Consider the following 26,725-nt stretch of genomic DNA (forward strand, 5'->3'; position numbering starts at 1 on the left):
TAACAGCCACAACCATTGCTTCCCAGAGGCGGAACGTTGCAGATCGACGCGGTTGACCAGCGAATCATTGCGTTGCTCGTGGCAGATGCCCGCGCCTCGTACGCGGACATCGGCACCCGGGTGTCACTCTCCGCCCCCGCGGTCAAGCGCCGGGTCGACCGGCTCCGATCGGCGGGGGTCATCCGGGGATTCACGGCGGTCGTCGACCCGGCCGCCGTCGGGTGGACCACCGAGGCGTTCGTCGAGCTGTTCTGCGCCGGCCGGACCACCCCCGCCCAGATCGGCGCCGCCGCCCGGCGGCACCCCGAGGTGGTCGGGGCGTACACGGTCTCCGGCGAGGCGGACGCGCTCGTGCACCTGCGGGCCGCCGACATCGCGCACCTCGAGGAGGCGCTGGAGCGGCTGCGGGCCGAGTCCTTCGTCACCTCGTCGCGCAGCACCATCGTCCTCTCCCGGCTGGTCGAGTCCCCCGGCGTCGGGCCCTCCTCGACTTGACCTCAACCGCACTTCAGGTCGTCCACTGGACCGCGGGCGTGCGACAGCGACAGCGGGGAGGCGACGTGCGGGCGGTGTGGCTACGGGAGTTCGGCGGGCCGGAGGTGCTGGTCCCGGGACCGGCGCCCGATCCGGCGCCCGGTCCGGGGCAGGTGCTCGTCGAGGTGGCGCACGCGAACATCACCTTCGTCGAGACGATGTTCCGGGCGACCGGGTTCGGCCGGTTCGCCGCGGCCCTGCCGGTGATCCCCGGCAACGGCGTGGGCGGGACGATCACCGGGGTCGGCCCCGGCGTGGACCCGGCGCTGGTCGGCCGGCGGGTGGTCAGCGCCACCGGCGGCTCCGGCGGGTACGCCGAGCGCGTCGTGGTGGACCAGGGCGCGCCGATTTCCGTACCGGACGGGCTGCCGCTGGACGCGGCCGTGGCGCTGCTCGCGGACGGCCGGACCGCGCTGATGCTGGCCCGGGCGGCCGCGCTGCGGCCCGGCGAGCGGGTGCTGGTCGAGGCGGCGGCCGGCGGGGTGGGCGGCCTGCTCACCCAGCTCGCCACCGCGGCCGGCGTGCGGGTGGTCGCCGCGGCCGGCGGTCCCCGCAAGGTCGCCCTGCTCCGCGGGCGCGGCCTCGACCCGGTGGTCGACTACCGCGAGCCGGACTGGACCGACCGCGTCCGGGCCGCCGTGGGCGGGGTGGACGTGGTCTTCGACGGGGTCGGTGGGCCACTCGCCCGGGCGGCCTTCGACCTGCTCGACCGGGGCGGGCGGATGCTCAGCTTCGGGCTGGCCAGCGGCGCCTGGGCGGACCTGCCCGAGGAGGAGGCCGCCGCCCGCGGGGTGACCCTGGTCCGCGCCGGCGGCACGCCCGACGAGCTGCGCGCCCTCACCGAACAGGCTCTCGCCGAGGGCGCCGCCGGCCGGCTCCGGCCGCTCATCGGGCAGCGCTTCCCGCTGGACCGGGCCGCCGACGCGCACGCCGCCATCGAGTCCCGGGCCACGGTCGGCAAGACCCTCCTCGACGTCCGCTGACGGGCGGCGTCAGAGGTACATGCCGGTGCGGTGCTCCTGCGGCCGGGCCGGCTTGTCCCCCTCGCCGAAGAAGCGCTTGCCGCCGAACTCCCCGTGCAGGCGGTCGTCCAGCTCGTCGGCCAGCCCGGTCATCACCTGCACGGCGAGCATCAGGTGGGTGGCCTGGAAGTTGCGGCCGAACACCGGGATCGAGGCCCACACCGTGTCGTCGGCGCAGTAGAGCCGGCCGATCGGCATCCGGTTGGTCAGCTCGGAGAGCTTCACGTAGAGACGCTCGGTGGGCTCGACCTCGGTGAGCACCGGCGAGAAGACGTCGACCAGCGGCGGGTTGTCGCGCACCCGCACGAAGACCATCGCGGAGCCGGCCCGGATGTTGATGTCGCCGTCCGAGTCGACCTGCACCTGGTCGGCCTTGGACTTCAGCATCGTGGAGACGACCGTGCGCACCCGCTCCTCCAGGGCCAGCACGTCGTTCTCGCCGGCCTGGGCGGCAGCGGCGGCGGCGAGGGCCTCGTCGAGGTCGGCCTCCACGTCGCGGTCCGGGCCGAACTCGCTGCGCGCGGTGCCGAGCGGCTCGACCGGCAGCGGCTCCCCCTCGGCGTCGTGCACCAGATAGACCAGGAAGGCGGGGTGCGGGGCGCCGTAGACGTCGCGCAGGGTGCGGGACAGCACGGCCGACAATCGGGCGGCCTCGTCGGCCACGCAGTCCAGGCCGAACTGCTCGCCGGAGCCCGGCACCACGCCGGGCGGGGACCAGCCGAGCGCGATCATGTCGGCCACCGCGGCCCGGTCCAGCCGATAGCCCTGCGGGAGGGTGGCGTTGCCGACCGCCCGGGCCGACAGGCTGCCCTCCTCACCGGCGTCCACGCTCACCGAGTAGACGGCGTCGCCGGTGCCGGAGGCGGTCGGGTCGAGGGTGACCTCCAGGTGCGCGCCGGCGGGCAGGCCGCGCAGCCGTTCGGCCAGCGCCCGGGCGAACTCCCGCCAGGCCTCGGTCACCTTGGCCCGCAGGTCGGCCGTGGTCGGCTCGTCCAGCAGGACCGACTCGTGCTGCTCCGGCGTCGCGCCGGCGGGCTCACCAGCCGGCGCCGAGGGGTGGTCTGCCGTCATGATCGCCTCCGTCCGTCCTCGCCACCCTACCCACGGACGGTGGGGGTCGAATCACCCCGACCGGGATCGGACAGCGGCCCGCGGAGTGCTACCCGGCGGGAGCCGTCCCGTCCAGCTCCACCGGCCAGGTGCCGGCCAGCGCGCTGAGCCGGGCAGCCGCCGCGGCCGGTGCCGCGCCGCGCCCCACAGCCACCCCCAGGAGGTACGCGCTCACCGGCGCCCCCGGCCGCAGCACCTGGTGCGCCACGTCCTTGGCCAGGTCGAGCACGGTCGGCACCGGCACCTCGGCCGGGTCCAGCCCCAGCTCCGCGCAGGCCGCCGTGACCCAGTCGTCCATCACCGTCATCTCGTCCACTCCTCGACCCGGCGTACGTCCTCGTCAGTGTCGCAGTCGAACCAGGGCGGCGGCCCGGACCCGGTCCAGGACACCTCCCGCACGGTCGTGCCGGCCAGCAACCGCCGCACCGGCGCCCCGTCGACCGTGCCGCCACGCTCGGCGGCCAGCCGGTCGAGGGCGGACCGCAGCGCGGTCACCCGCCACACCGCGCAGAGGTGCTGCCGGCGGCCGTCGCCGTCGACGTAGCAGGCCGTTCCGGCGGTCGAGTCGTCGAGCGCGCGCCGCAGCTCGGCCACCGCCGCCGGGGTGAGCAGCGGCAGGTCGGCCGCGAGCAGGGCGACGGTGTCCGTGCCGGGATCGAGCAGCGCCAGCCCCGCCGCGGCCGCGGCCACCGGGCCGCCGCCGGGCGGCTCTTCGCGGGTCACCCGGACCCCCTCGGGCACCGGCCCGGCCGGGCCGACCACGATCCGCGTGCCCGCGTCGGCCACCGCCGCCAGCACCCGGTGCAGCATCGGCCGGCCGCCGACCGGACGGGCCGGCTTGTCCACCCCGCCCATCCGGCGGGCCGCGCCGCCCGAGAGCACCACCGCCGCGTACGCCGTCACCGGGCCACGGTAACCGGGACGGCGTCGCCGTGCGGGTGTCGTGGGGCGCGGGGCAGGATGGCGGCATGGGACGGGCGACTGACCGACGCGGCGTGCTCCGGATCGACCTCGGCGCGGAGGCCGACGGGCGGGCGCGGCTGCGCCGGCAGGACACCCTGGTCGTGGAGGAGCCCCTGGAGATCCGGGTCGGCGCGGCCGGGCCCGGCCGGCGCAGGCCGCTCGCGGTGACCATGCGGACTCCCGGCGACGACCTGGACCTGGCGATCGGCTTCCTGCTCACCGAGGGGCTGATCCGGTCGGCCGACGACGTGCGCACCGCGCAGCTCTGCGCCGGGGCGGAGACCCCGAACACCTACAACGTGGTCGACGTGGTCCTGGCGCCCGGCGTGCCGGAGCCAGCCACCGACCCGGCCCGCAACTTCTACACCACCAGCTCGTGCGGGGTCTGCGGCAAGGCGAGCATCGACTCCGTCCGGACCCGCTCGCGGTTCGCGGTGGCCGAGGACCCGCTCGCGGTGAGCGCCGAACTGCTCGCCGCGCTGCCCGACCGGCTGCGCGCGGCCCAGCGCACCTTCGACCGCACCGGCGGCCTGCACGCGGCCGGCCTCTTCACCGCCGACGGCGAGCTGGTGGTGTTGCGCGAGGACGTCGGCCGGCACAACGCGGTGGACAAGGTGGTCGGCTGGGCGGTCCGCGAGGGCCGGCTCCCCCTGACCGGGCACCTGCTGCTGGTGTCGGGCCGGGCCAGCTTCGAGCTGACCCAGAAGGCGTGGATGGCCGGCGTGCCGCTGCTGGCCGCGGTCTCGGCGCCCAGCACGCTCGCGGCCGACCTGGCCGAGGAGGCCGGGATGACGCTGGTCGGCTTCCTGCGCGGCGGGACCATGAACGTCTACACGGGGGCGCAGCGCGTCGCCGCCTAATCCGGCCATTGCCGGGCCGCCGATCGCGCCGAGGAGGACGTCACGCGGGAGTTTCCGGATTGGCTTCGGGCGGCTTCCGATGACACGGTCGATCCGAAGCCTCTCGTCTCAACCTAGGTAGACTTTCTCCCTCAACCTAGGTAGAGTGCGGCCTATGAACGGCCTACCACGAATGACGCCACAGACCGTGGACGTTCTCCGCGCCCTCCTAGCGAAGCCGACGAAGCCGAAGTACGGCCGAGAGCTAGGCCAGGAACTTGGATTGAAGTCCGGCACCCTCCACCCCATCCTCGCGCGTTTGGAGCACGCGGGTCTGGTAGAGAGCTTCTGGGAGGAGCCCGCCGCCCATGAAGACCAGGGCCGCCCTCGTCGGCGGTACTACCGCTTCACACCGGACGGCGCCGAACGCGCTCGACTTGCGCTTGCAGCGGTCACGCAAACTGCCGTCATTGCCTCCACCCGCCGTCGCCTTGCCCCGGGCCACTAGGAGGAGACGGTGGGTACGTTCAAGCTTCAGCCGATCATCTCCGGCATCTCCTGCATCGCTTGCAACGAGCGAGGGAGATTTCGCCCACTGCGGGACTCTGACCGCAGTGTCGATCTTGTATGTGGGAGCTGCGGCGTGCAGCTCAGGGTCACAACTGCGGCCGGCCACGTCCGGCTGCTGCAGAACAGCGATCAGCCGGTCGTGGAGTCGACGGAGACAACGATCTACTTCAGCCGCATAACCCCTCCCTCCCGACGCTCTCCGATCGGCGACGCCGCCTGCTGTTTCGCCGCCCGGTTGCTGCCGCCGGGTGACCGCGAGCGCTACGTGGAGGAATGGCGAGGGTGGCTGCACGACGCGCGCGAAGAGGGCGAGGGCCGGTACCGACGACTCGCGATCTGTCTAGACCTAGTCCTGCGGGCGGCCCCCCGTCTCGCACTCAGCCTCCGGCTACGCCCACGTCGAGCCGTCGAGTAGCCCGACAAAGAACGACTCCCAGGCGACCGGTCCACCCGACCGGGCGGTCGCCCGAGGGCCATCCACAGGAAGGAGCATGGCCATGCTTCCGCAATGGCTCCCCCCATCCATCATCCTTGCCTACGCGGGGATCGTCATCCTCCTGGCAGGTGCAGGTGCTTTCGCCTACACGGAGGAACGCCGCGAGGCGGCCTGCAAGGTACTTCGGCTGCTGCTCCCATGGGGCGTCGTAGAGGTGCTCGTCAGCCGGAACACCTCCCCAACCCCCTAGGTCGTGGGGGGCGCAACGCAACTGAGCCCCGACCGATTCCTGTCGGTCGGGGCTCGACCTTTCGCGAGGACGTCGGCATCGGCGGTCATCGGCGGGGTCGACGGCGTCGGCGGCGGAGCACGGGCGGGCCGGTGATGGCCGGCCAGCCGTCCAGCCCGGACGGGGAGAGCCCGCGGCGGAGCGCGTCGTCGAGGAGCACGGCCAGCGAGTAGCCGGGGTGGGCGGCCAGCACCCGTTCCAGGGCGACGGCGGCCACCGCGCCGTGCCCGGCCCGCCAAGCGGCGAAGGTCAGCAAACAACCGGGGGCGGCGATCAGCTCCGGCTCGGCCCGGCGCAGCACGTCGGTCCAGAGGCTGATGTCGGCGTCCCGGCCGTCGGTGCGGGACCAGGCGTGGTCGCGTACGGCGAGGTGGGTGAGGAGCACGGTCAGCCAGGCCACCTCGTCGTCGCCGAGCCGCTCATTGCGCCGGTGCCGGCGGAACGCCGAGCGCACCGCCGCCACCCCGGCCGAGCGGACCGAGGACGCCTCACCGGCCAGCCCGGCCAGTCGGCGGTGGGCCCGGGCGGTGGCCCGGCGCATGGCCACCCGGACCGGCCCGCCGAGCGGGGACACCTGCGCGGCCAGCGCCGCCCGGTCGGGCAGCGCGACCTGACCGGCGAAGACGGCCGCCGCGCTGACCTCGCTGGCCGCCGGGTCGTACGGGGTGCCCTCGGGCGGGCAGCAGGCCGGCTCGGCGCAGAGGTAGGACCACCAGCGCCCGTCGGTGACCCGGAGCGCGTCGAGCACCAGCAGGCCGGCCCGGTCCAGAGCCTCGCCGACCGCGTCCACGGCGGCGGTGACCCGGGCGGCCGGACCGTAGCCGATCACGGTGGCGGCGTCGGTGCCCTGCCGGGCGACCACCTCGGCCAGGTGCCGGGCGGCCGGACGCGGGTCGGCGCCCGGCTCGGGCAGGTCACCCCGGGCGGCGAAGACGACGCGCCGGCCGCGTACCGCCACCACCACGACGCTGTCGGCGGGATGGAAGCCGAGCAGGTACGGCACGGCGGCGACGAGGTCGGCGGGCGAGCGGACGGCGAGGCGGGGACGCTCGGTGGAGTTCATGCCGGGAGCCTGCGGCGGACGGCCGCCGCCGCGACAGGCCCTGTGGACGACACGCAGGTTGTCCACAGCCACGGAGAGTATCGGTCCAGGTCGGCGAGGAGCGGCACGCCCCGGAGCCGGGCACGGCCCCGCGCGGGCTCCGCGGACCGGCTACGTTGCGCTCATGGACCTGGCGTACCTGCGGGCACACCCGGAGCACCTGCCGACCTTCCTGACCCACCAGCGGATCCGGGAGACGCCGGTCTCCGGCGGGGACAGCTGCGCCGCGTCCCGGCTCACCCTGGACGACGGGCACTCGGTCTTCGCCAAGACCTGGCCGGAGCACGCGGAGCGGGCCGTGCCCGAGGGGTTCTTCGCCGCCGAGGCGGCCGGGCTGCGCTGGCTGCGTGAGGCGGGCACGGTCGCCGTGCCGGAGGTGGTGGTGGCGCTGCCGGAGCTGCTGGCGCTCGACTGGGTCGAGCCCGACGAGCCCACCCCGGAGGCGGCCGAGCTGTTCGGCCGCGAGCTGGCCGGGCTGCACCGGGCCGGGGCGCCCGCCTTCGGCGCCGAGTGGCCGGGGTTCATCGGCCTGCTGCCGCAGGACAACAGCCCCGACCCGGGCCCGTGGTCGGAGTGGTTCGCCCGGCGGCGGCTCCTGCCGTACCTGCGGATGTCGGTCGACAACGGCGCGCTCACCCGCGCGGAGGCCGGCCCGGTCGAGGCCCTGGTCGACCGGATCGCCGAGTTCGGCGGCGACGAGCCGCCGGCCCGGATCCACGGCGACCTCTGGCCCGGCAACCTGCTCTGGGGCGCCGACGACCGGGTCTGGCTGGTCGACCCCGCCGCGCACGGCGGCCACCGCGAGACCGACCTGGCCCAGCTCGCCCTCTTCGGCGGCCCGCCGCACCTCGACCGGATCACGGCCGCCTACCGGGAGGCGTGGCCGCTGGCCGACGGCTGGCGGGAGCGGGTGCCGCTGCACCAGCTCCACCTGCTGCTGGTGCACACCGCGCTGTTCGGCGCGGCGTACCGGGCGGCCGTGGACTCCGCCGCCCGCGCCGCGCTGCGCGGCACCGGACGCGCTACGGTCGACGGGTGACCGCCGCGCCGATGACGACCGACGGGGTCCTCGTCGACCGGTACGGCCGGATCGCCCGGGACCTGCGGGTCTCGCTGACCGACAAGTGCAACCTGCGCTGCACCTACTGCATGCCGGCGGAGGGGCTGCCCTGGCTGGCCGGGCCGCAGCTGCTCGACGACGACGAGATCGTCCGGCTCATCCGGGTGGCGGTGCACCGGCTCGGCGTCACCGAGGTCCGCTTCACCGGGGGCGAGCCGCTGATCCGCCCGGGCCTGGCCCGCATCGTGTCGGCGGTGGCCGCGTTGGCGCCCCGCCCGCGCATCTCGCTGACCACCAACGGCATCGGCCTGGACCGCCTGGCGCCCACCCTGCGCGCCGCCGGGCTGGACCGGGTCAACGTCTCGCTGGACACCCTGGACCGGTCCCGGTTCGCCGAGCTGACTCGGCGGGACCGGCACGCCGACGTGCTGGCCGGGCTGGCCGGCGCGGCGGCGGCGGGGCTGACCCCGGTGAAGATCAATGCCGTGCTGATGCGCGGGGTCAACGACGACGAGGCGCCCGCGCTGCTCCGGTTCGCCCTGGCCCACGGCTACGAGCTGCGGTTCATCGAGCAGATGCCGCTGGACGCCCAGCACGGCTGGGACCGGTCCACCATGGTCACCGCCGAGGAGATCCTCGCCGCCCTGCGCGCCGAGTTCGCCCTGACCGCCGACCCGGGCGAGCGGGGCGCGGCCCCGGCCGAGACCTGGCTGGTGGACGGCGGGCCGGCCCGGGTCGGGGTGATCGCGAGCGTGACCCGGCCGTTCTGCGGCGACTGCGACCGGACCCGGCTCACCGCCGACGGTCAGGTCCGCAACTGCCTCTTCGCCACCGAGGAGTCCGACCTGCGCGGCGCGCTGCGCGCCGGGGCGGACGACGAGGAGCTGGCCCGGCGCTGGCGCGCCGCGACCTGGGGCAAGCGGGCCGGGCACGGCATCGACGACCCCACCTTCCTGCAACCCGCCCGCCCCATGTCGGCGATCGGAGGCTGACCGGTGCAGCTCACCGTCCGCTATTTCGCCGGCGCGCGGGCCGCGGCCGGCCGCGCCGAGGAGACCGCGCCGGCCGGCCGGTCGCTCGACGAACTCCTCGACGAGCTGACCGAGCGGCACGGCGAGCGGCTGGCCGTGGTGCTGAAGGCGGCGAGTTTCCTGGTCGACGGGCTGGCCTGCCATGATCGTCAGGCACCGCTGCCGGCCGGGGCGACGGTGGACGTGCTGCCGCCCTTCGCGGGCGGCTGAGGAGGCTCCCGTGCTGGCGATGGCGACCTTCGTGGGCTTCGCTGTGCTCGTCACCGCCCTGATCCACCTCTACCTGTGGAAGCGGCTGGTCCGCGACACCACCCGGCCGGGCCGCTGGCGGAAGGCCGGCGGGGTGGCCGCGCTGCTGCTGGCGCTGCTGGTGCCGGCGACCATGGTGGGCACCCGCAACGGCTCGTACTGGCTGGCCTGGCCGGGCTACCTGTGGCTGGCCCTCATGTTCTACCTGCTCGTGCTGCTGCTGGTGCTCGAAGTGCCCGTGGCGGTGGCGAAGCTGGTGCTGCGCCGCCGCGAGCGGGCCGCGACCGGCGCGGTCGGGGAGCCGGCCGTGCTGCCGGCGGGCGGCGGCGGCCGGGCGGACACCGCCACGACGGGCCACGTCGCGGAACCGGCGGCGACCGGCCCCACCGCCACGTCGCCCGTCGCGCTCGCGGAGCCGCCCGCCGCGCCAGTGGAGGCGGAGTCCGCCGGGTCGGCCGAGCCGCCGGTCGGCGGGGACAGCGGGCCGCGGGCCGCCGGGGACCGGCCGGACCACGACCCGTCCCGCCGGTTGCTGCTCGCCCGGGGGGCCGCGATCTTCGCCGGGCTCACCGCCGCGGGCGTCACCGGGTACGGCGTACGCACCGCGATGGGACCGCCGCGGCTGGACCGGGTGCGGATCCCGCTGGCCAAGCTGCCTCGCAGCATGGACGGGCTGCGCATCGCCACCGTCTCGGACATCCACCTCGGGCCGCTACGCGGCCGGGCGCACACCGAGCGGATCGTCGCGATGATCAACCGGCTCGACGCCGATCTGGTGGCGGTCGTCGGTGACCTGGTCGACGGCTCGGTGGCCGAGCTGGGCGCGGCCGCGGAACCGCTGCGCGACCTGCGCTCCCGCTACGGGAGCTTCTTCGTCACCGGCAACCACGAGTACTACTCCGGCGTGGAGGAGTGGGTGCGGGAGGTGGACCGGCTCGGCCTGCGGGTGCTTCAGAACGAGCGCCAGGAGATCCGGGCCCGGGGCGGCGTGCTGGACCTGGCCGGGGTCAACGACGTCACCGCCGCCGGCACCGGCCTGGCCGCCCCCGCCGACTACGCCGCCGCCCTGGGCGGCCGCGACCCGAGCCGCCCCGTGGTGCTGCTGGCCCACCAGCCGGTGGCCGCGCAGGAGGCCGCGAAGTTCGGCGTGGACCTCCAGCTCTCCGGGCACACCCACGGCGGCCAGATGGTGCCGTTCAACCTGCTGGTGAAGCTCCAGCAGCCGGTGGTGTCCGGGCTGGGCGAGGTGGACGGCACCAAGGTCTACGTGACCAACGGGGCCGGCTTCTGGGGCCCGCCGGTCCGGGTGGGCGCGCCGCCGCAGGTGACCCTGGTCGAGCTGCGCGCCCCATAGCGCGTCCCGGCCGCCGGGTCCAGCACCGCATTGCTCACGTCACGCGTACGCGTGGCGGCGGGCGGGCAGGGGACCGGCCGTGACAGGATGCGGCGTGCCTCCGTTCAGCGCCGTACCCCCCGGTGGCCTCCCGCCATTCGTCGCGGATCTGCACATCCACTCGAAGTACTCGCGCGCGTGCAGCCGTGACCTGACCCTGCCGAACCTCGGCTGGTGGGCCCGACGCAAGGGCATCGGCGTGCTCGGCACCGGTGACTTCACCCACCCGGCCTGGCAAGACCACCTGCGCGAGACCCTGCACCCGGCCGAGCCCGGCCTCTACCGGCTCAGCCCGGAGGCGGAGCGGGACATCGCCCGGCGGCTGCCGCCCCGGCTGGCGAGCGAGGCGGAGGCGGACCCGGTCCGGTTCATGCTCAGCGTGGAGATCTCCACGATCTACAAGCGGGACGACCGGACCCGGAAGGTGCACCACCTCATCTACCTGCCGGACCTGGACGCGGTGGCCCGGTTCAACGCCGCGCTGGGGCGGATCGGCAACCTGGGCTCGGACGGCCGCCCGATCCTCGGGCTGGACTCCCGCGACCTGCTGGAGATCACCCTGGAGGCCAGCCCGGACGGCTACCTGGTGCCGGCGCACATCTGGACGCCCTGGTTCTCCGCGCTCGGCTCGAAGTCCGGCTTCGACGCGATCGCCGACTGCTACGCCGACCTGGCCGAGCACATCTTCGCCGTGGAGACCGGCCTGTCCTCCGACCCGGAGATGAACTGGCGGGTCGGCAGCCTGGACCGCTACCAGCTGGTGTCGAACTCGGACGCGCACTCGCCGCCGGCGCTGGCCCGGGAGGCCAGCGTCCTGAACTCGGCCCGCGACTACTTCGCGATCCGCGAGGCGCTGCGCACCGGCGACGGGCTGACCGGCACGATCGAGTTCTTCCCGGAGGAGGGCAAGTACCACGCCGACGGGCACCGGCTCTGCGGGGTGAACTGGTCCCCGGAGCGCACCCGCGAGGCCGGCGGGCGCTGCCCGGAGTGCGGCAAGCCGCTGACGGTGGGCGTACTGAGCCGGGTGGCGGAGCTGGCCGACCGGCCCGAGGGGCACCGGCCGGCGCACGCCCGGGAGGTGACCCACCTCGTGCCGCTGGCCGAGATCCTCGGGGAGCTCAACCAGGTCGGCGCGCGCTCCAAGAAGGTCGAGGGGAAGCTCCACGAGCTGATCGCAGCGCTCGGCCCGGAGCTGGACATCCTCACCCGTACCCCGCTGGACGAGATCGGCCGGGTCGGCGGCGAACTGCTCGCCGAGGGCATCGGCCGGCTGCGCCGCGGCGAGGTGCGCCGGGTTCCCGGCTACGACGGCGAGTACGGCGTGATCACCCTCTTCGACCCGGCCGAGCTGGGCTCGTCGGGCGGAGGCGCCGGTCAGGACGCGCTCTTCGACGTACCCGTGCCCGCGCAGCGGAAGCCCGCGGAGCCGGCGCCGAAGCCGAAGGCCCGGCGCGCGCCGGCGGCCAAGGCGGAGCCGAAGCGCAAGCCGGCCCCGCCGCCCCCGCCACCGATCGCGCCGGCGCCCTCCCCGCACGAGCCGTTCGAGCCGATGCTCGCCGGGATGGAGGAGGTCGGCACCGGCCTGCTGGACCGGCTCGACGCCATGCAGCGGGTGGCGGCCTCCGCGCCCGGCGGTCCGTTGCTCATCGTGGCGGGCCCGGGCACCGGGAAGACCCGCACGCTGACCCACCGGATCGCCTACCTCTGCGCGGAGCTGAACGTCTTCCCGGAGCAGTGCCTGGCGATCACGTTCACCCGGCGGGCCGCCGAGGAGCTGCGGCACCGGCTGGACGGGCTGCTCGGCCCGGTGGCCGAGGACGTCACGGTCGGCACCTTCCACTCGCTGGGCCTGACCATCCTGCGGGAGAACGCGCAGGCCGCCGGGCTGCCGGCGGACTTCCGGATCGCCGACGACGCCGACCGGGCCGCGGCCCGCGCGGAGGCCGGCGACGACGACGAGCGCTACGCCGCGCTGCTGCGCAAGCGGGACCTGGTCGACCTGGACGAGCTGCTCACCCTGCCGGTGGCGCTGCTGAAGGGCGACCGGAAGCTCGTGAAGGAGTACCGCGAGCGCTGGAAGTGGATCTTCGTCGACGAGTACCAGGACGTCGACGCCGTCCAGTACGACCTGCTCCGGCTGCTCAGCCCGGCCGACGGCAACCTCTGCGCGATCGGCGACCCCGACCAGGCGATCTACTCGTTCCGGGGCGCGGACGTCGGCTACTTTCTGCGCTTCTCCCAGGACTTCACCGACGCCCGGCTGGTCCGGCTGAACCGCAACTACCGGTCGTCGGCGCCGATCCTGGCCGCCGCCGTGCAGGCCATCGCGCCGTCGTCGCTGGTCCGCGGCCGCCGCCTCGACCCGGCCCGGCTCGACCCGGAGGCGCCGCTGGTCGGTCGCTACGCCGCGACCTCCGTCTCCGACGAGGCCGATTTCCTGGTACGCACCATCGACGACCTGGTCGGCGGCCTCTCCCACCGCTCGCTCGACTCGGGGCGGATCGACGGGCGGGCCACGTCGCTGTCGTTCTCCGACATCGCGGTGCTCTACCGCACCGACTCGCAGGCCGCGCCCATCGTGGACGCGCTGGCCCGGGCGAACATCCCGGTGCAGAAGCGCTCGCACGACCGGCTGCGCGACCGGCCGGGCGTGACGGCCATCGCCCGCGAGCTGCGGCACGCCGGGCTCGACGGCTCCCTACCCGCCCGGGTACGCCTGGCCGGCCAACTGGTGGCGGAGCGCTTCGCCGTGCCGACCCTCGACGGCTCCGGCGCGGTACGCCCCGAAGACGTCCGCGCCGCGGTCGACCTGCTCACCCCGCTGGCCCGGCGCTGCGGCGACGACCTCGGGCTGTTCCTCGCCCAGCTCGCGACCGGGGCGGAGGTGGACGCCCTCGACCCGCGCGCCGAGGCGGTCACCCTGCTCACCCTGCACGCGGCCAAGGGGCTGGAGTTCCCGGTGGTCTTCCTGGTCGGCGCCGAGGACGGGCTGCTGCCGCTGCGCTGGCCGGGCCAGGAGCCGGACGACGACGCGGTGGCCGAGGAGCGGCGGCTGTTCTTCGTCGGGCTGACCCGGGCCCAGGACCGGCTCTACGTGAGCCACGCGGCCCGGCGCACCCGGCACGGGTCCGAGCGCGAGTGCCGCCCCTCCCCGTTCCTCGACGTGATCGACCCGGGGCTGTTCGAGCGCTTCGGCGACACCGAACCCCGCCGCCCCAAGGACCGGCAGCTCCGGCTGATCTGAGCCCTCGGCGCCGGCTCGCCGCGGTGACGGGACCCCGACCCACCCTCGCGATCCGGCTCGGGCGCGCGCCCTCGTCACACGAGTAGGACCGCCAGCCAGGCGCCGGCCAGGATCGCCGGGCCGAACGGGAGCGGGGTGTCCCGGCGGACCTGGCCGGCGGCGAGCAGCGCGACGACCACCACCCCGTTCAGCAGGTGCGGGAGGAGCAGGCCGAGGCCCAGCGTCGGCCAGCCCAGCCAGCCGAGCGGCAGGCCGAGCGCGGCGGCGAGCTTGACGTCGCCGAAGCCGAGCCGGGCGCCGGGCAGGAGCGCGAGCAGCAGGTACCCGACGAAGGAGACGGCCGCGCCGGCGAGGGCGGTCAGCAGGCGTTCCGGGGTGCCGGCCAGCGCGACCGGGACCAGGCCGAGCGTGGCCGCTGCCGCCGCGGCGGCCACCAGCGGGTCGGGCAGCCGCAGGCAGGCCAGGTCGGCCAGGGCGAGCGCCAGCCCGACGGCGGCCACCGCCAGGAACGCCGGCAGCGCCGGGTCACCGCCCCGCGTGGCGGCCAGCGCCCCGAACACCAGCGTTCCGGCCAGCGCCGCCGCCCCCGCTCCGCGACCGGTCCCGAGGTCGTCGGCGGGACGTCCGCTGTCGAACGCGGCGGCCGCCAGGTCAGGGTCGGACACGGGGACTACCGGCCCGGGGGACCGGACGGCCGGAGGCGGAGAGTCGGTGAAGACCCGGGCGAGTGGGCCGGCGGCCCGGCCGGCCAGCGCGCCGAGGAGCGCCACACCCGTCACCAGCCCGGCCGACACGGGCCCGAACGTTACCGGCGGGCCGCCTCCGGGGCCGCCCCGTCGACGGCTGGTGCCGCGGACCGGCGTGGGCGCTCGGTGCTCACCACCACCGCGACGCCGGCCACGATCACCGCGCCGCCGAGCAGCACCTGCACGGTCACCGGCTCGGCGGCGAGCAACGCGCCGAGCGCCACGGCGACCGCCGGGTTCACGTACGCGTAGGTGGAGACCAGGGAGATCGGGGCGTGGGCCAGCAGCCAGACGTACGCCGTGAAGGCCACCAGCGAGCCCGCCACCATGAGGTAGACCAGCGCCGCCCACGAGCGGCCGGTCACCTCGGCGGGGGAGAAGCCGTGCAGCTCACCCCGGACCGTGGCGATCACGGCGAGCGCCGCCGCGCCGGCGACCATCTCGTAGACCGTGGCCACGAACGGGTCGTCCGGCATCCGGATCCGGTTCGAGAGGTACGAGCCGACCGACCAGCTGACCGCCCCCGCGACCACGGTCAGCGCGCCGACCAGCGGCACACTCCCCGACCCGCCGCTCGGCAGGACGAGCAGCACGAGACCGACGAAGCCGAGGGCGACACCGGCGAAGGTCCACGGCCGGGGCCGGTCGCCGCCGGCCGTCCGCAGCAGCACGACGAGGAGCGGGACGGTGGCGACCAGCAGCGCGGCGATGCCGGAGGGCAGTGCCGTGCCCTCGGGGCCGGACTCGGCGAGCACCACGAGACCGTTGCCGCCGGCCAGCAGCAGCACGCCGACCAGCGCGGCCGAGCCGAGCTGCCGCGGGTCGACGCGCAGCGCGCCGGGCCCCCGGCGCAGCCGCAGCGCCAGGGCGAGCACCGCCGCGGCGGCGGCGAACCGCAGGGCGGCGGAGGTGAGCGGCGGCAGGGACTCGACCGCGACCCGGATGCCCAGGTAGGTCGAGCCCCAGAGCACGTAGACGAGGACCAGCGCGGTCCAGATCAGGGCCGGGCGGGTCGGGGCGGCGGGGCGGTCGGGTGCGGGCGTCGCACTCGTGGGGCGTGAGCTCATCGGTGGACCACGCTACGGTGACCACTGCGTCGGCGTCCCCCGTTGGTGGCCGGCCTCTCAGCACTGGCGTACGCAGGAGGGCGTTCATGTCGAACTTCGGACCACCGGGCGGCGGCTCCCCGGAGCCGTGGGGTGGGCGGCGCCCCGACGACGGGTACGCTCCGCCGGCCGATCCGCGCTACGACCCCGGGTACGGCGGGCAGCCGGGCGGCTGGGGCGAGCCACCGACGCAGCACTACGAGCCCCCCGCCCAGCGTTACGACCAGCCGACGCAGGGCTACGAGCCGGCGACCGCCTGGAACGCCGGCCCGCCGCCCGCCGCCCCGCCCTTCCAGGGCTACCCGGCCGATCCGGGCTACCCCGGATACGGCGGGCAGCCGCCGTACGCCGAGCCGACGCCGCCGAAGCGGGGCAAGGGGCCGCTGCTCGTGGTGCTGGTCGTGCTGGCGGTGCTGCTGCTCGGCGGCGCCGGCGCGTACTGGGTGCTCGGCCGGGACGACGCGACCCCGGCGGGCGGGACGGCGTCCTCCACCACGCCGGCCGCCGAGCCGACCGGGGCGGCGAGCGAGCCGGCCGACGTGGCGACCACCCCGCCGGCCCCGGCGTCCTCGACGGACCCGCGGTTCGTGAAGGCGGGCCAGTGCGTCGCCAACGAGGGCGGCTCCGCCCAGCCGAAGCTGGTGATCGCCGAGTGCGGCGCGAAGACCTACCAGGTGCTGCGCCGCATCGACGGGTCGACCAGCGGCAAGAAGGACGCCGAGTCGAAGTGCGCCAAGGTCGAGGGCTACACCGACTGGTACTTCTTCGACAGCCAGCTCGACACGCTCGACTTCGTGCTCTGCCTCAAGCGGCGGTAGGGCCCGTAGCCAAAACTAGGGCTGTCTAGCGTTGAGGCTAGATAGCCCTAGTTTTGTCTCGACGGTCCCGACACGCGGTAGTCGCATCTACGCATGTCTAGCCCCGCCGCTAGACGGCCCGATACTGTGCGATTCGTGGATCCGGTCCGCAACCCGTACGCCCCCGGCGCCGGCCAGCGCCCGCCCGAACTCGCCGGGCGGGGGCGGGAGCTGGACGTGTTCGACGTGGTGCTGGAGCGGATCGCCCGCGGCCGGCCGGAACGCAGCCTCATGCTCACCGGGCTGCGCGGCGTCGGCAAGACCGTCCTGCTCAACACGCTGCGCTCGCAGGCCATCAACCACCTCTGGGGCACCGGCAAGATCGAGGCCCGGCCGGACCAGTCGCTGCGCCGGCCGGTCGCCGCCGCCCTGCACATGGCGGTCCGCGAGCTGGCTCCCCGGCACCGCGCCCCCGACCGGATCGACGCCTTCCTCGGCGTGCTCAAGGCGTTCGCCCAGCGGGCCGCGCCGACCGGGCGCGGTGGGGCCGCCCCGAAGCTGCGCGACCGCTGGCAGCCCGGCATCGACGTGCCGGCCAGCAGCGGCCGCGCCGACTCCGGCGACATCGAGATCGACCTGGTCGAGCTGCTCACCGACGCCGCCGCGGTGGCCACCGACGTCGGCACCGGCATCGCGATCTTCATCGACGAGATGCAGGACCTCGGCGCGGAGGACGTGTCCGCGCTCTGCGCCGCCTGCCACGAGCTGTCCCAGCTCGGCGCGCCGCTCATCGTGGTGGGCGCCGGGCTGCCGCACCTGCCGGCCGTGCTGAGCGCCGCCAAGTCGTACTCCGAACGGCTCTTCCGCTACCAGCGGATCGACCGGCTGGACCGGATCGCCGCCGACCAGGCGCTCTGCGCCCCGGCCGAGCGGGAGGAGGTCGAGTACGAGCAGAAGGCCCTCGACCTGCTCTACGAGAAGTCCGGCGGCTACCCGTACTTCGTCCAGGCGTACGGGAAGGCCACCTGGGACCACGCCCCCCGCTCGCCGATCACCGCGGCGGACGTGCGGGTCGCCGCGCCCGAGGCGGAGGCCGAGCTGGCGGTGGGTTTCTTCGGCTCCCGGTTCGAGCGGGCCACCCCGGCCGAGCGGGAGTACATGCGCGCCATGGCGACGCTCGCGCTGGTGGACGGGGAGGAGAGCGGCCGCGACGACATGGACGCGGCCGTGCCCACCGCGGAGATCGCCCGGGCGCTCGGCCGCAAGCCGGCCAGCCTCTCACCGGCCCGCGACGCTCTGATCAAGAAGGGGCTGATCTACTCCGGCGAGCGGGGGACGGTCGCGTTCACCGTCCCGCACTTCGGCCGCTACCTGCGCACCCAGCCGGCCTGACCGCCGGTCACACCTTGGACCAGGGCGGCGGGAAGACCACCTCGCCGGGCGGGGGCGGCGGCTCGTCGCTGGTGGACGGCGGCAGCACCAGGGCCTGCCACGGCTCCCCGAGCCCCGACCACGGGCTGGTCAGCCCCAGCCGGTCCGCCGGACCGAACCCGAACCGGCGGTAGTAAGCCGGGTCGCCCAGCACCACCACCAGCCGCTCGCCCAGCTCGGTCGCGGCGTCCAGGGCGGCCTGCACCGCGGCCGCGCCGTGCCCGATCCGCTGCCGGTGCGGGGCGACCGCCACCGGGCCGAGCGCCAGCGCCGGCCAGGTGCCGCCGTCGGTGCGCACCTGCACCCGGGTGAGCAGCGCGTAGCCCACCACCTCGCCGCCGTACTCGGCGACCATGGCCAGCTCCGGGATCCAGGCGTCGCTGCGCCGCAGGTCCTCCACCAGCCCGACCTCCGGCGGGGTGGTCACGTCGGGGCGGGCGAACGCGGCGGCCAGCACCCGGGCGACCGGCGCCTCGTCCGCCGGGTCCTCGGGTCGGAGTCGCAGGGTCGTCACCCGCGCGACCTTACCGTGCGGAGGCCGTCCATCCGCGACGGTCGCTGAAATCGGTGCCGCGCGGACGTCCACGTCGGCCGATCCCTTTCGGGTGTTGCAGGGGTGCCGAAGTCTGCGACGGGGTATGACTGAGCCATGAAGCCCGTGCGCTCCCTCGCCCGCGTCATGTTGAGCGGCATCTTCGTGGTCAGCGGCGCCCGCAACCTGCGGAACCCGGGACGGCTCGTCCCGGCCGCGCAGCCGATCACCGACAAGGTGACGCCGCTGATCCAGAACCTCAACCCCCGCCTCCCCACCGACACCGCGACGCTGGTCCGGGCCAACTCGGCCACCCAACTGATCGGCGGGCTGATGCTGGCGACCGGCAAGTTCACCCGGCCGGCCGCGCTCGTCCTCGCCGCCACCCTGGTGCCGACCACCGCCGCCGGCCATCCCTTCTGGAACACCGACGACCCGGCGGCACGGAACAACAACCAGATCCACTTCCTGAAGAACCTCGGGCTCTTCGGCGGTCTCCTGCTCGCCGCCGCCGACACCGAGGGCAAGCCGGGGCTCCGCTGGCGCACCGGCCACCGGATCAACCACTCGCGCCGCTCGGTGCAGCGCGCGGTCCGGACCGCACGCCGCGAGGCGAAGATCGCCGTACGCTCGGCGGCCACCGCCCGTCGAATCCCAGGCTGACCTGCATCTATACGGCCACCACCCCCCGCAAGGCCACCAATCACCTGAACCGTCCGAGACCCGTTAACCCGGCGGAAATGTCAAAAACACGTGTGGGATCGGACACGGTCGCATAACGCGGGAGGCAGTGACGTGAGGCGCCGTTCTAGGCTCCGTGCTGGACCTGGACGGGCAGGACGACGACCTTGGTACGGGGGTGGCCACGCCATGCCGACGACAGTCGGTAGACGGACGGACCGCCTCGCTCCCCTCCAACGCGTGACGCGGGGGATCGACCGCAGGACGGTCACACGGACCGGCATCGTGGCCGCCGTGGCCTACGCCGCCTGGCTCGCCATCGGCGCCTTCGGGCGGCCGTACAACTTCTTCGACATGAAGATCTACCACGGTGCCGTCGTGTACTGGGCGAGCGGCAACGAGCTGTACGACTTCATCGCACCGTCGACGACCCTGGGCTTCACGTACCCGCCCTTCGCCGGCCTGGCCATGCTGCCGATGTCCTGGTTGCCGGTCGACGCCTCCGGCTGGCTCAACGCGCTGGCCAGCATCGCCGCGCTCGCCGTCGTGCTGGCCGCACTGCTGCGCCCGATCGTCGACCGGCTCGGCTGGTCGCTCTGGTTCACCGTCGGCATCGCCACCCCGCTGGCCGCGGCCATCGAGCCGTCCCGGGAGACCCTCGGCTACGGCCAGGTCAACCTGCTGCTCTTCGCGCTGATCATGGCGGACCTGGTCGGCCTGCGCTGGCGGGCCCGGCGCGGCACCCACTACGAGACCGCCGACTCGGCGCTGGCCCGGTTCGTCTACAGCGGTGCCTGGGCCGGGGTCGGCATCGGGCTGGCCACCGCGGTCAAGCTCACCCCGGCGCTGTTCGTGGGCTATCTCGTGATCACCCGGCAGTGGCGGGCCGCGCTCACCGCGGTCGGCACCGCCGTCGGCGTGACCATCGCGACGTTCGGGCTGGTCGGCGCCGAGTCGCGGACCTACTTCACCACCGTGCTCTGGCAGACCGAGCGGGTGGGCGCGGCGGACATGACCGCCAACCAGTCGCTCGCCGGCCTGCTGGCCCGGCTCTACGACTCGATCGACACGCCCGGCCTGCTCTGGCTGGCGTTCTCGGTGCTCATGCTGGCGCTGGGGCTGTCCCGGGCCGCCAGTGCCCGCGCCGACGGCGACGAGCTGACCGCGTTCACCCTGGTCGGGCTCACCGCCAACGTGATCAGCCCGATCTCCTGGTCGCACCACCTGGTCTGGGTCATCCCGGCCGTCATCGTGCTGGCCGACGCCGCGGTACGCCGCCGCGAGGCCAGCCGCGGCCTGCTGCCCCGGGCCACCGGCACGCCGCCGGCCACCGGGGTGCCGGCCCTGCGCCCGCCCATCTGGTATCCGACCCTGACCGGGCTCCGGCACGGCGTCGGCGCGCTCGGGCTCTACCTGCTCTTCCTGATCTCACCGATCTGGCCGTACGAGCACCAACTCCCCGAGGTGTCCCACTACCAGGACGGCCTGTTCGGCGCGCTCATGGAGAACTCCCTGGCGATCGCCCTGATCGTGCTGGTCGCCGCGCTGCCGTGGCGTCCCGGCGCCGAGCCGGCGTTCTACCACGACCGGCTCGCCCGGACGGCACAGCTCGCCGCCCGGCGCTGAGGAGTCAGGGGCAGTTCACCCACTCCTCGGTGCCGTCGGCGAACACCTGCCGCTTCCAGATCGGCAGCCGCGCCTTCACCTCGTCGACCAGTCGCGCGCAGGCCGCGAAGGCCGCCGCCCGGTGCGCCGTGCTGACCGCCGCCACCAGGGCCACGTCGCCGATCTCCAGCGGGCCGATCCGGTGCGACACGGCCACCGCGTACACCTCGGGGTCGGCGGCGACCCCGGCCGCCACCTCACGCAGCACGGCCTCGGCGGTCGGGTGGCCCTCGTACTCCAGCAGGTCGACCGTGCGGCCGTGGTCGTGGTCGCGGACCACGCCCTGGAACGAGACCACGGCACCGGCCCGGCGGTCGGCGACCGCCGCCTCGTGCGCGGCCAGGTCCAACGGCCGGTCGGTCACGGCGCCGAGGACCACGCCGGCGGCCGCGCTCACAGCGTCGCCTTCCGGCTCACTCCTCGCGCTCACCACGACCGCTCCCCGGGGGTCAGCGGCAGCGGCACCACCGGCACCCGGTCGCCGGCCGCGCCGCTCGTGCCCGGCCGGATGACCGCGAAGCCGTCCGCGCCGGCCAGGCCGCGCAGCATCGCCGAGCCGACGTGCCGGACCGGGTGCGCGGCGCCCGCAACCCGGTCCCAACGCACCAGCGCGAGGTGGGTGTAATCGCCCCGCCCCGGGACCGGCTCGGCAAGCGTGACCTGCGGCAGCACCGGCATCGGCCGACCCTGCAGGCCGGCGAGCAGCGGCGCGACCAGCGAGACCAGCGCGACGACCGCGGACTGCGGGTTGCCCGGCAGCCCGGCCACGAAGCGCACCCCGCCGTCGTCGTCGACCAGCCGGGCCAGCAGCATCGGGAAGCCCGGCCGGGCCGCCACGGTGTTCACCACGTAGTCGGCGCCGAGCGCCTCCAGCGTCGGGTGCAGGTGGTCGACCGGGCCGTGCATGGTGCCGCCGGTGGTGCAGACCAGGTCGGCGTCGGCCAGCGCGGCGCGCAGCGCGGCCACGTGGGCGGGCAGCGTGTCGGCCACCGGGCCCACCACGTCGGCGGGGCGCACCTGGCAGCCGTACCGGCGCAGCCAGGCGGGCACCGACGGGCCGAGCGCGTCGCGGACCCGGCCGGCCCCCGGCGGGCCCGAGGTCAGCAGCTCGTCCCCGAAGACCAGCAGCGCGGCCCGGGGCCGGCGGCGGACCCGCAGGGTGTCGTGCCCGCAGGAGGCGGCCAGGCCGAGCACCGCCGGATCCACCGGCGTGCCGGCGGGCAACAGCTCCTCCCCGGCGTACGCCTCCTCGCCCGGCTCCCGCCACTCCGGCGCCGGACGGGGCGTGCCGGCCACCCGGCCGTCGGCCGTCCGGGTCGACTCCTCGATCCGCAGGATCGCCGTCGCGCCCTCGGGGACCATCGCGCCGGTGGCGATCTCCACCGTGCTGCCGTCGGCCTCCAGCGGGGGCGGCGTGTGCCCGGCGAGCACCCGGCCGACCACCTGCCACGGGCCGTCCCCGCGCACCGCCCAGCCGTCCACGCTGGAGGTGGGGAAGGCCGGCAGGTCGGTCCGCGGGGTCAGCGGCTCGGCCAGGGTGTGCCCGTCGGCGTCGGCGAGCGGCCGGCTGACCGCCGGGAGGGCGGCGGCGAGACCCACCGCGTACACCCGGGAGCGGGCCTCCTCCCAGCCGGCCGGCGACGGCGCGACGACCTCGGCCGCGGCGGCGGCGGTTTCCGTGCTCATCGACCGAGCCTATCGCCGGCCCAGTGGCCGCGCGTGGTCAGTGGTCGCCGCCGCGGAGCTGGTCGACGGTGTGCCGCAGGATCGGCCCGAGCACCGCCAGCCCGTCCTTCGCCCCGCCGCGCGAGCCCGGCAGGTTCACCACCAGCATCCGGCCGGCCACCCCGGCCAGCCCGCGGGACAGCGCGGCCGTCGGCACCGCGTCGCGGCTGTACGCCCGGATCGCCTCGGCGATGCCGGGGATCTCGTAGTCGAGCACGGCGCGGGTCACCTCGGGGGTGCGGTCGGTCGGGGTGACGCCCGTGCCGCCGCTGGTCAGCACCACGTCGACGCCCTCGTCGCGGGCCGCGCGCAGCGCCGCACCGACCGGGTCGCCGTCGGGCACCACCACCGGCTCGTCGACCTCGCAGCCCAGCTCCCGCAGGCCGGCGACGAGCAGCGGGCCGCTGGTGTCCGCGTAGACCCCGGCGGCGGCCCGGTTCGAGGCCACGATCACCCGGCCCCGGATCACGGCCGGTCCTCCGGCCGGACCCACTCGCCGGTCTTGCCGCCCTGCTTGCGCAGCACCCGGACGGCGTCCACCGAGGCAGCCGGGTCGACCGCCTTGACCATGTCGACCAGGGCGAGCCCGGCGACGGCCACCGCGGTGAGCGCCTCCATCTCCACCCCCGTCCGGTCGGCGGTCCGCGCCGTGGCGGTGATCTCGACCGTGTCGTCGGTGAGACGCAGGTCGACGGTGACGCCGTGCAGGGCGATCGGGTGGCAGAGCGGGATCAGGTCGGGTGTCCGCTTGGCCCCCATGATCCCGGCCAGCCGGCCGACCGCCAGCGCGTCCCCCTTGGGCAGGCCGTCGCGACGCAGCAGCTCGACCACCTCGGCGGTGGTGCGGAGCCGGCCGGCGGCCACCGCGAGCCGGCCGGACACCGGCTTGGCGGAGACGTCGACCATCCGGGCCGCGCCGGCCGGGTCGACGTGGGTGAGCTGCGCGGGTTCGGTCACGGCGCGAGCCTATCCGTCGGACGACCGCGGCAGCGCCCCGGCGGAGGCGCGTCGCGCCCGCGGAGCTTCGGGACGTCCGTCCCTCGCCGCCTGCGGGAGACCTGTCCGGCGCTGTCAATTCCTCCACTCGACAAGGGGAAACGGGCGATCACGGTGCGCGTTCTTTGCCCTACCTCGCCGTTCCTGTTTCGATTAGGTGTTCGGGATTCCTCGGTGGTCGATATGCACGGCCTTTCGCCCACGGAACGCAGCGCCATCGGCACGTAAGGCGATGGCCGGGAAGCTGCGGTCGCACCACTTCCACTGCTTCGGGAAGGAGTCGGACTGAAGCGCGGATGAGCAACCGCCCGACGAACGGCGAGACTGGTGAGCAGCACGACAGGGCACTCCAGACCGGGAACGCGTTCCGCAGTTGATCGGACACGGAAAGGAGAGGAGCCGACGCGCTCCGCACACATTCTGTGAACGCATAGTCGTGATAAGCCATCACATTCGCTGATATTGCATATAGTTACATATATGCCTTCTAAACGCCACCTTCCTGACCTAAGCTGCTTTTCGTCTGAAGGGGCGCCCAAATTGTTGAGGCGCCGGGGGTCGAAGGAGGCGGGCAACATGCGCGGTACCGACTGGAACTGAAAGCGGATCCAGGACCACCGGCGTCCGAGGTAGTCTCTTGCCACAGCCGGCGCAGTACTGGGAGCGGTGTGACTCTTTCCCAGCGACGTGAGATCGAGACCGACAGGCGGCTGCGGCTGCTGGTCGGTCTCGTCGTCGTGGTGGCAGCCGTCGTCGTGGTGACGTCCCTCCCCGGCGCGCTCCTCAGGGAGCCCCCGAGGTCCGCCTACGACGTCGCCACTCTCACCATGTTGACCTTCATGATCGCGGTCGGCACCCTCGTCAAGGCACGGATCCGGATCCGGTCCACGACCCAGTCGATCAGCTGGAACGAAACCGCGATCGTCATCGGCGCCGCGATCATGTCGGTGCACTGGGTCGTGCTCTGCACCGCCGTCGGCATCGCGCTCGCGTCCCTGCGGTTGTCGCCGATCAAGATCGCGTTCGGCGTGGGGAAGAACGTCCTGGTCGCCGCCGGCGCCGGCACCGTTCTCGCCCTGCTGGACTGGACATGGCCCGGGCAGCACCCACTGGTGATGCTGGCGCCCCTCGGCATCGCCTACCTGGTCGTCGCACTCATCGACGACCTGCTGGCGATCCCGGTCATCGCTCTCGCCTCCGGCACCCAGGTGCGTCGTCAGTTCCGCACCAACCTCGACCTGCGGATCGCAGGCTTCGCTGTCCGGTTCGTGGTGACCGCCTGCACCCTGGCGATCCTGTCGGTCGACCCCCGGCTGCTGCTCGCCGTGCCGCCGCTGGTGCTCAGCCTGCACCTGGCCTACTCGACCCGGATCCGCACCCGCACCGAGCAGCACGCCTGGCAGCGACTCGCCCGGGCCACCGACGCGCTCAACGTGGTCGACCTCGACCAGGTGCTGACCACCGCCGTCACCGAGGCCGCCGAACTCTTCTCGGCGGACGAGGTGGAGATCGAACTGCGCGACCGGCGACGCACGGTCCGCGGCAACGCCGGCGGCATCGCGTACGACGGGGCGACTCCCGAGCCCAGCACGGTGGACGGCAGGGTCATGCCGGTCGCGCTGGAGGGACACGACCGGGCGGTGGACCTCGGCGTGCTGCGGCTGCGGTTCGCCGGGCCGGTCGAGCTGTCCGAGCGGGAGCAGTACACCCTGCGCACCTTCGCCTCGGCGCTGTGCACGGCGGTCCGCAACGCGCAGGCGTACGCCGAGCTGGCCCGGATCGCCGACGAGCACGCATACGCCGCCACCCACGACGCCCTCACCGGGCTCTCCAACCGGCGGCACCTGCTCGACGAGGGCACCGAGCAGCTCACCAACCGGCACGCCGACGGCGTCACCGCCCTGGTGCTGATCGACCTCAACCACTTCAAGGAGGTCAACGACACCCTCGGGCACGGCGCCGGCGACCGGGTGCTGACGCAGGTCGCCGACCGGCTGCGCGGCGCGGCCCGCCCCGACGACCTGGTGGCCCGGCTCGGCGGCGACGAGTTCGCCGTCCTGCTGCGCGGCCTGCCCGCCCCGGCGATCGCCGCGCACCGCGCCGAGGCGCTGCTGGCCGCGCTGCACGAGCCGCTCGACCTGGACGGCATGCGGATCAGCGTGGAGGCCAGCGGCGGCATCGCGGTCGCCCCGGCCAGCGGCGGGATGCCCGAGCTGCTGCGCCGCGCCGACGTGGCCATGTACCAGGCCAAGCGGGCCGGCCAGCGCATCGCCACGTACGCCCCCACCCGCGACACCGCCGACCTGGGCCGGCTCACCCTCGGCGGCGAACTGCCCCGGGCGGTCGCCGACCATGAGTTCACCGTCAACTTCCAGCCGATCGTCGACCTGGGCAGCGGCGAGGTGATCGGCGCGGAGGCGCTGGCCCGCTGGCACCACCCGACGCACGGCATGATCGACCCGCTGCGGTTCCTGGAAGCGGTCGAGCGCTCGGGACTGCTGCCCGCCTTCGCGGAGGCGATCCTCGACCAGGCCCTGATCGCCGCCGGCTCCTGGCGGGACGCCGGCTTCGACCTGCCCGTCTCGGTGAACGTGTCGCCGCGCAGCCTCCTCGACGCCCGCTTCCCCGGGGCGGTGCTGGCCCGGCTGCGGGCGCACGACCTGCCGCCGGACCGGCTCGTGCTGGAGCTGACCGAGACCCTGACGCTCAGCCAGCTCGACGTGGTCGACCGGGTGCTCAGCCGGCTGCGCGACTCCGGCGTACGGCTGGCCCTGGACGACTTCGGCACCGGCTACTCCTCCCTCTCGCTGCTCTCCCGGATCCCGGTGCACGAACTGAAGATCGACCGGAGCTTCGTCACCGCGATGGAGAGCACGGCCGAGGCCGCCGCGGTGATCCGCTCCACCCTCGACCTGGGCCGCAGCCTCGACCTGACCGTGGTGGCCGAAGGCGTGGAGAGCGAGCCGCAGCGGCGGGCCCTCTGGGAGCTGGGCTGCGCCGCCGGGCAGGGCCACCTGTTCGCCCGGCCGCTGCCGTCCGGCACGCTGCTCGCCGCCCTCCAGCGCGGCGCGGGCGGCCGCCCGGGAGCCCTCGCGCCGCCGCTACACGACGCGGGCGCGGTGATCCGCCTGCCCGGCCGCCGCACCGGCGGCGGCCGCAACCGCACCGCCACCCCCGCTCCCTGACCACGCGACCCACCAA

General features: G+C 74.8%; 25 protein-coding genes. 14 read left to right on the forward strand and 11 right to left on the reverse strand.

The features are described 5' to 3' along the window. Window positions 1-36: 36 nt before the first annotated feature. Together FXF50_RS17420 and FXF50_RS17425 are read left to right on the forward strand one after the other, a co-directional pair. On the forward strand, window positions 37-495 hold the full coding sequence (locus tag FXF50_RS17420) for an Lrp/AsnC family transcriptional regulator (RefSeq protein ID WP_148429080.1): 459 nt from the start codon (window positions 37-39) through the stop codon (window positions 493-495). 65 nt (window positions 496-560) lie between these two features. After that, the gene (locus FXF50_RS17425; RefSeq protein ID WP_148429338.1) at window positions 561-1,517 is read left to right on the forward strand and encodes a zinc-binding dehydrogenase; all 957 of its coding nucleotides are present in this window, start codon (window positions 561-563) and stop codon (window positions 1,515-1,517) included. Window positions 1,518-1,526: 9 nt separating this feature from the next. On the opposite strand, the gene FXF50_RS17430 is transcribed toward FXF50_RS17425, so the two are convergent. The 3 genes from FXF50_RS17430 to FXF50_RS17440 form a co-directional block, all read right to left on the reverse strand. Then, entirely contained in the window at window positions 1,527-2,627 is a 1,101-nt protein-coding gene (locus tag FXF50_RS17430; protein ID WP_148429082.1) for a YbjN domain-containing protein, read from the reverse strand. An 88-nt stretch (window positions 2,628-2,715) separates the two neighbouring features. Then, window positions 2,716-2,973 (reverse strand): DUF6457 domain-containing protein, encoded by a 258-nt coding sequence (locus FXF50_RS17435; RefSeq protein WP_148429084.1) that lies wholly within the window; start codon window positions 2,971-2,973, stop codon window positions 2,716-2,718. After that, window positions 2,970-3,569: a molybdenum cofactor guanylyltransferase gene (locus FXF50_RS17440; protein WP_148429086.1), complete on the reverse strand. Its 600-nt coding sequence runs from the start codon at window positions 3,567-3,569 to the stop codon at window positions 2,970-2,972. The genes FXF50_RS17435 and FXF50_RS17440 overlap by 4 nt, the downstream gene beginning before the upstream one ends. 65 nt (window positions 3,570-3,634) lie before the next feature. On the opposite strand from FXF50_RS17440, the gene fdhD reads away from it, so the two are divergent. Then, the gene (gene fdhD, locus FXF50_RS17445) at window positions 3,635-4,489 is read left to right on the forward strand and encodes a formate dehydrogenase accessory sulfurtransferase FdhD (protein WP_148429088.1); all 855 of its coding nucleotides are present in this window, start codon (window positions 3,635-3,637) and stop codon (window positions 4,487-4,489) included. Between the two features lie 172 nt (window positions 4,490-4,661). Continuing rightward, window positions 4,662-4,976, forward strand: a complete 315-nt coding sequence (locus tag FXF50_RS17450; protein ID WP_148429340.1) for a PadR family transcriptional regulator — start codon at window positions 4,662-4,664, stop codon at window positions 4,974-4,976. An 833-nt stretch (window positions 4,977-5,809) separates the two neighbouring features. On the opposite strand, the gene FXF50_RS17455 is transcribed toward FXF50_RS17450, so the two are convergent. After that, window positions 5,810-6,826 carry a DUF4192 domain-containing protein gene (locus FXF50_RS17455; protein WP_148429090.1) on the reverse strand — a complete coding sequence of 339 codons (1,017 nt, stop codon included), beginning with the start codon at window positions 6,824-6,826 and terminating at the stop codon, window positions 5,810-5,812. Window positions 6,827-6,989: 163 nt separating this feature from the next. On the opposite strand from FXF50_RS17455, the gene FXF50_RS17460 reads away from it, so the two are divergent. The 5 genes from FXF50_RS17460 to FXF50_RS17480 all read left to right on the forward strand — a co-directional run bounded on the left by FXF50_RS17460 (window position 6,990) and on the right by FXF50_RS17480 (window position 13,845). Next, window positions 6,990-7,904 carry a fructosamine kinase family protein gene (locus FXF50_RS17460; RefSeq protein ID WP_148429092.1) on the forward strand — a complete coding sequence of 305 codons (915 nt, stop codon included), beginning with the start codon at window positions 6,990-6,992 and terminating at the stop codon, window positions 7,902-7,904. Between the two features lie 11 nt (window positions 7,905-7,915). After that, entirely contained in the window at window positions 7,916-8,917 is a 1,002-nt protein-coding gene (gene moaA / locus FXF50_RS17465; RefSeq protein WP_222866070.1) for a GTP 3',8-cyclase MoaA, read from the forward strand. 3 nt (window positions 8,918-8,920) lie between these two features. After that, window positions 8,921-9,166, forward strand: coding sequence for a MoaD/ThiS family protein (locus FXF50_RS17470; RefSeq protein WP_107079563.1), 246 nt, complete (start codon window positions 8,921-8,923; stop codon window positions 9,164-9,166). A gap of 10 nt (window positions 9,167-9,176) precedes the next feature. Then, window positions 9,177-10,559 carry a metallophosphoesterase gene (locus FXF50_RS17475; RefSeq protein WP_148429096.1) on the forward strand — a complete coding sequence of 461 codons (1,383 nt, stop codon included), beginning with the start codon at window positions 9,177-9,179 and terminating at the stop codon, window positions 10,557-10,559. A 94-nt stretch (window positions 10,560-10,653) separates the two neighbouring features. Beyond that, window positions 10,654-13,845, forward strand: a complete 3,192-nt coding sequence (locus FXF50_RS17480; RefSeq protein WP_148429098.1) for a UvrD-helicase domain-containing protein — start codon at window positions 10,654-10,656, stop codon at window positions 13,843-13,845. 74 nt (window positions 13,846-13,919) lie between these two features. Here FXF50_RS17480 and FXF50_RS17485 read toward each other — a convergent pair whose 3' ends face one another. Both FXF50_RS17485 and FXF50_RS17490 read right to left on the reverse strand, forming a co-directional pair. After that, a complete protein-coding gene (locus FXF50_RS17485; protein WP_148429099.1) occupies window positions 13,920-14,639 on the reverse strand; it encodes an A24 family peptidase in 720 nt (239 codons plus the stop codon). Window positions 14,640-14,650: 11 nt separating this feature from the next. Next, window positions 14,651-15,658, reverse strand: a complete 1,008-nt coding sequence (locus FXF50_RS17490) for an EamA family transporter (protein WP_148429103.1) — start codon at window positions 15,656-15,658, stop codon at window positions 14,651-14,653. Between the two features lie 86 nt (window positions 15,659-15,744). On the opposite strand from FXF50_RS17490, the gene FXF50_RS17495 reads away from it, so the two are divergent. Further along, window positions 15,745-16,515, forward strand: a complete 771-nt coding sequence (locus FXF50_RS17495) for a flagellar basal body protein FliL (protein WP_148429105.1) — start codon at window positions 15,745-15,747, stop codon at window positions 16,513-16,515. Between the two features lie 135 nt (window positions 16,516-16,650). Next, a complete protein-coding gene (locus FXF50_RS17500) occupies window positions 16,651-17,886 on the forward strand; it encodes an ATP-binding protein (protein ID WP_148429107.1) in 1,236 nt (411 codons plus the stop codon). Window positions 17,887-17,893: 7 nt separating this feature from the next. Here the strand turns inward: FXF50_RS17500 and FXF50_RS17505 are convergent, their stop codons facing one another. Then, on the reverse strand, window positions 17,894-18,439 hold the full coding sequence (locus FXF50_RS17505; RefSeq protein WP_148429109.1) for a GNAT family N-acetyltransferase: 546 nt from the start codon (window positions 18,437-18,439) through the stop codon (window positions 17,894-17,896). A gap of 135 nt (window positions 18,440-18,574) precedes the next feature. On the opposite strand from FXF50_RS17505, the gene FXF50_RS17510 reads away from it, so the two are divergent. Both FXF50_RS17510 and FXF50_RS17515 read left to right on the forward strand, forming a co-directional pair. After that, window positions 18,575-19,120 (forward strand): DoxX family protein, encoded by a 546-nt coding sequence (locus FXF50_RS17510; RefSeq protein ID WP_148429111.1) that lies wholly within the window; start codon window positions 18,575-18,577, stop codon window positions 19,118-19,120. A gap of 207 nt (window positions 19,121-19,327) precedes the next feature. After that, window positions 19,328-20,764 carry a glycosyltransferase 87 family protein gene (locus tag FXF50_RS17515; protein WP_148429113.1) on the forward strand — a complete coding sequence of 479 codons (1,437 nt, stop codon included), beginning with the start codon at window positions 19,328-19,330 and terminating at the stop codon, window positions 20,762-20,764. Between the two features lie 4 nt (window positions 20,765-20,768). On the opposite strand, the gene FXF50_RS17520 is transcribed toward FXF50_RS17515, so the two are convergent. The 4 genes from FXF50_RS17520 to moaC are packed head-to-tail and all read right to left on the reverse strand — an operon-like array spanning window position 20,769 to window position 23,485. Then, window positions 20,769-21,200 (reverse strand): molybdenum cofactor biosynthesis protein MoaE, encoded by a 432-nt coding sequence (locus tag FXF50_RS17520; RefSeq protein WP_187399708.1) that lies wholly within the window; start codon window positions 21,198-21,200, stop codon window positions 20,769-20,771. Window positions 21,201-21,229: 29 nt separating this feature from the next. Continuing rightward, window positions 21,230-22,489, reverse strand: coding sequence for a molybdopterin molybdotransferase MoeA (locus tag FXF50_RS17525; protein ID WP_148429117.1), 1,260 nt, complete (start codon window positions 22,487-22,489; stop codon window positions 21,230-21,232). 37 nt (window positions 22,490-22,526) lie between these two features. Beyond that, a complete protein-coding gene (locus FXF50_RS17530) occupies window positions 22,527-22,997 on the reverse strand; it encodes a molybdenum cofactor biosynthesis protein B (RefSeq protein ID WP_148429119.1) in 471 nt (156 codons plus the stop codon). Further along, the gene (moaC, locus tag FXF50_RS17535; RefSeq protein WP_148429121.1) at window positions 22,994-23,485 is read right to left on the reverse strand and encodes a cyclic pyranopterin monophosphate synthase MoaC; all 492 of its coding nucleotides are present in this window, start codon (window positions 23,483-23,485) and stop codon (window positions 22,994-22,996) included. Before moaC ends, FXF50_RS17530 begins: the two co-directional genes overlap by 4 nt. Window positions 23,486-24,192: 707 nt before the next feature. Between moaC and FXF50_RS17540 the strand changes: the two genes are divergently transcribed. After that, entirely contained in the window at window positions 24,193-26,709 is a 2,517-nt protein-coding gene (locus tag FXF50_RS17540; RefSeq protein WP_187399709.1) for a bifunctional diguanylate cyclase/phosphodiesterase, read from the forward strand. Window positions 26,710-26,725: the final 16 nt, after the last annotated feature.

This window comes from Micromonospora sp. AP08 (genome assembly GCF_008085935.1).
Classification (GTDB): domain Bacteria; phylum Actinomycetota; class Actinomycetes; order Mycobacteriales; family Micromonosporaceae; genus Micromonospora; species Micromonospora chersina.

What these genes read in the sequence shown, in the direction of transcription:
- FXF50_RS17430 (WP_148429082.1), bottom strand. Translation starts at nt 2,627, where the DNA reads ATGACGGCAGACCACCCCTCGGCGCCGGCTGGTGAGCCCGCCGGCGCG.
- FXF50_RS17435 (WP_148429084.1), bottom strand. Translation starts at nt 2,973, where the DNA reads ATGACGGTGATGGACGACTGGGTCACGGCGGCCTGCGCGGAGCTGGGG.
- fdhD (WP_148429088.1), top strand. Translation starts at nt 3,635, where the DNA reads ATGGGACGGGCGACTGACCGACGCGGCGTGCTCCGGATCGACCTCGGC.
- FXF50_RS17450 (WP_148429340.1), top strand. Translation starts at nt 4,662, where the DNA reads ATGACGCCACAGACCGTGGACGTTCTCCGCGCCCTCCTAGCGAAGCCG.
- FXF50_RS17455 (WP_148429090.1), bottom strand. Translation starts at nt 6,826, where the DNA reads ATGAACTCCACCGAGCGTCCCCGCCTCGCCGTCCGCTCGCCCGCCGAC.
- FXF50_RS17460 (WP_148429092.1), top strand. Translation starts at nt 6,990, where the DNA reads ATGGACCTGGCGTACCTGCGGGCACACCCGGAGCACCTGCCGACCTTC.
- moaA (WP_222866070.1), top strand. Translation starts at nt 7,916, where the DNA reads ATGACGACCGACGGGGTCCTCGTCGACCGGTACGGCCGGATCGCCCGG.
- FXF50_RS17490 (WP_148429103.1), bottom strand. Translation starts at nt 15,658, where the DNA reads ATGAGCTCACGCCCCACGAGTGCGACGCCCGCACCCGACCGCCCCGCC.
- FXF50_RS17495 (WP_148429105.1), top strand. Translation starts at nt 15,745, where the DNA reads ATGTCGAACTTCGGACCACCGGGCGGCGGCTCCCCGGAGCCGTGGGGT.
- FXF50_RS17510 (WP_148429111.1), top strand. Translation starts at nt 18,575, where the DNA reads ATGAAGCCCGTGCGCTCCCTCGCCCGCGTCATGTTGAGCGGCATCTTC.
- FXF50_RS17515 (WP_148429113.1), top strand. Translation starts at nt 19,328, where the DNA reads ATGCCGACGACAGTCGGTAGACGGACGGACCGCCTCGCTCCCCTCCAA.
- FXF50_RS17525 (WP_148429117.1), bottom strand. Translation starts at nt 22,489, where the DNA reads ATGAGCACGGAAACCGCCGCCGCCGCGGCCGAGGTCGTCGCGCCGTCG.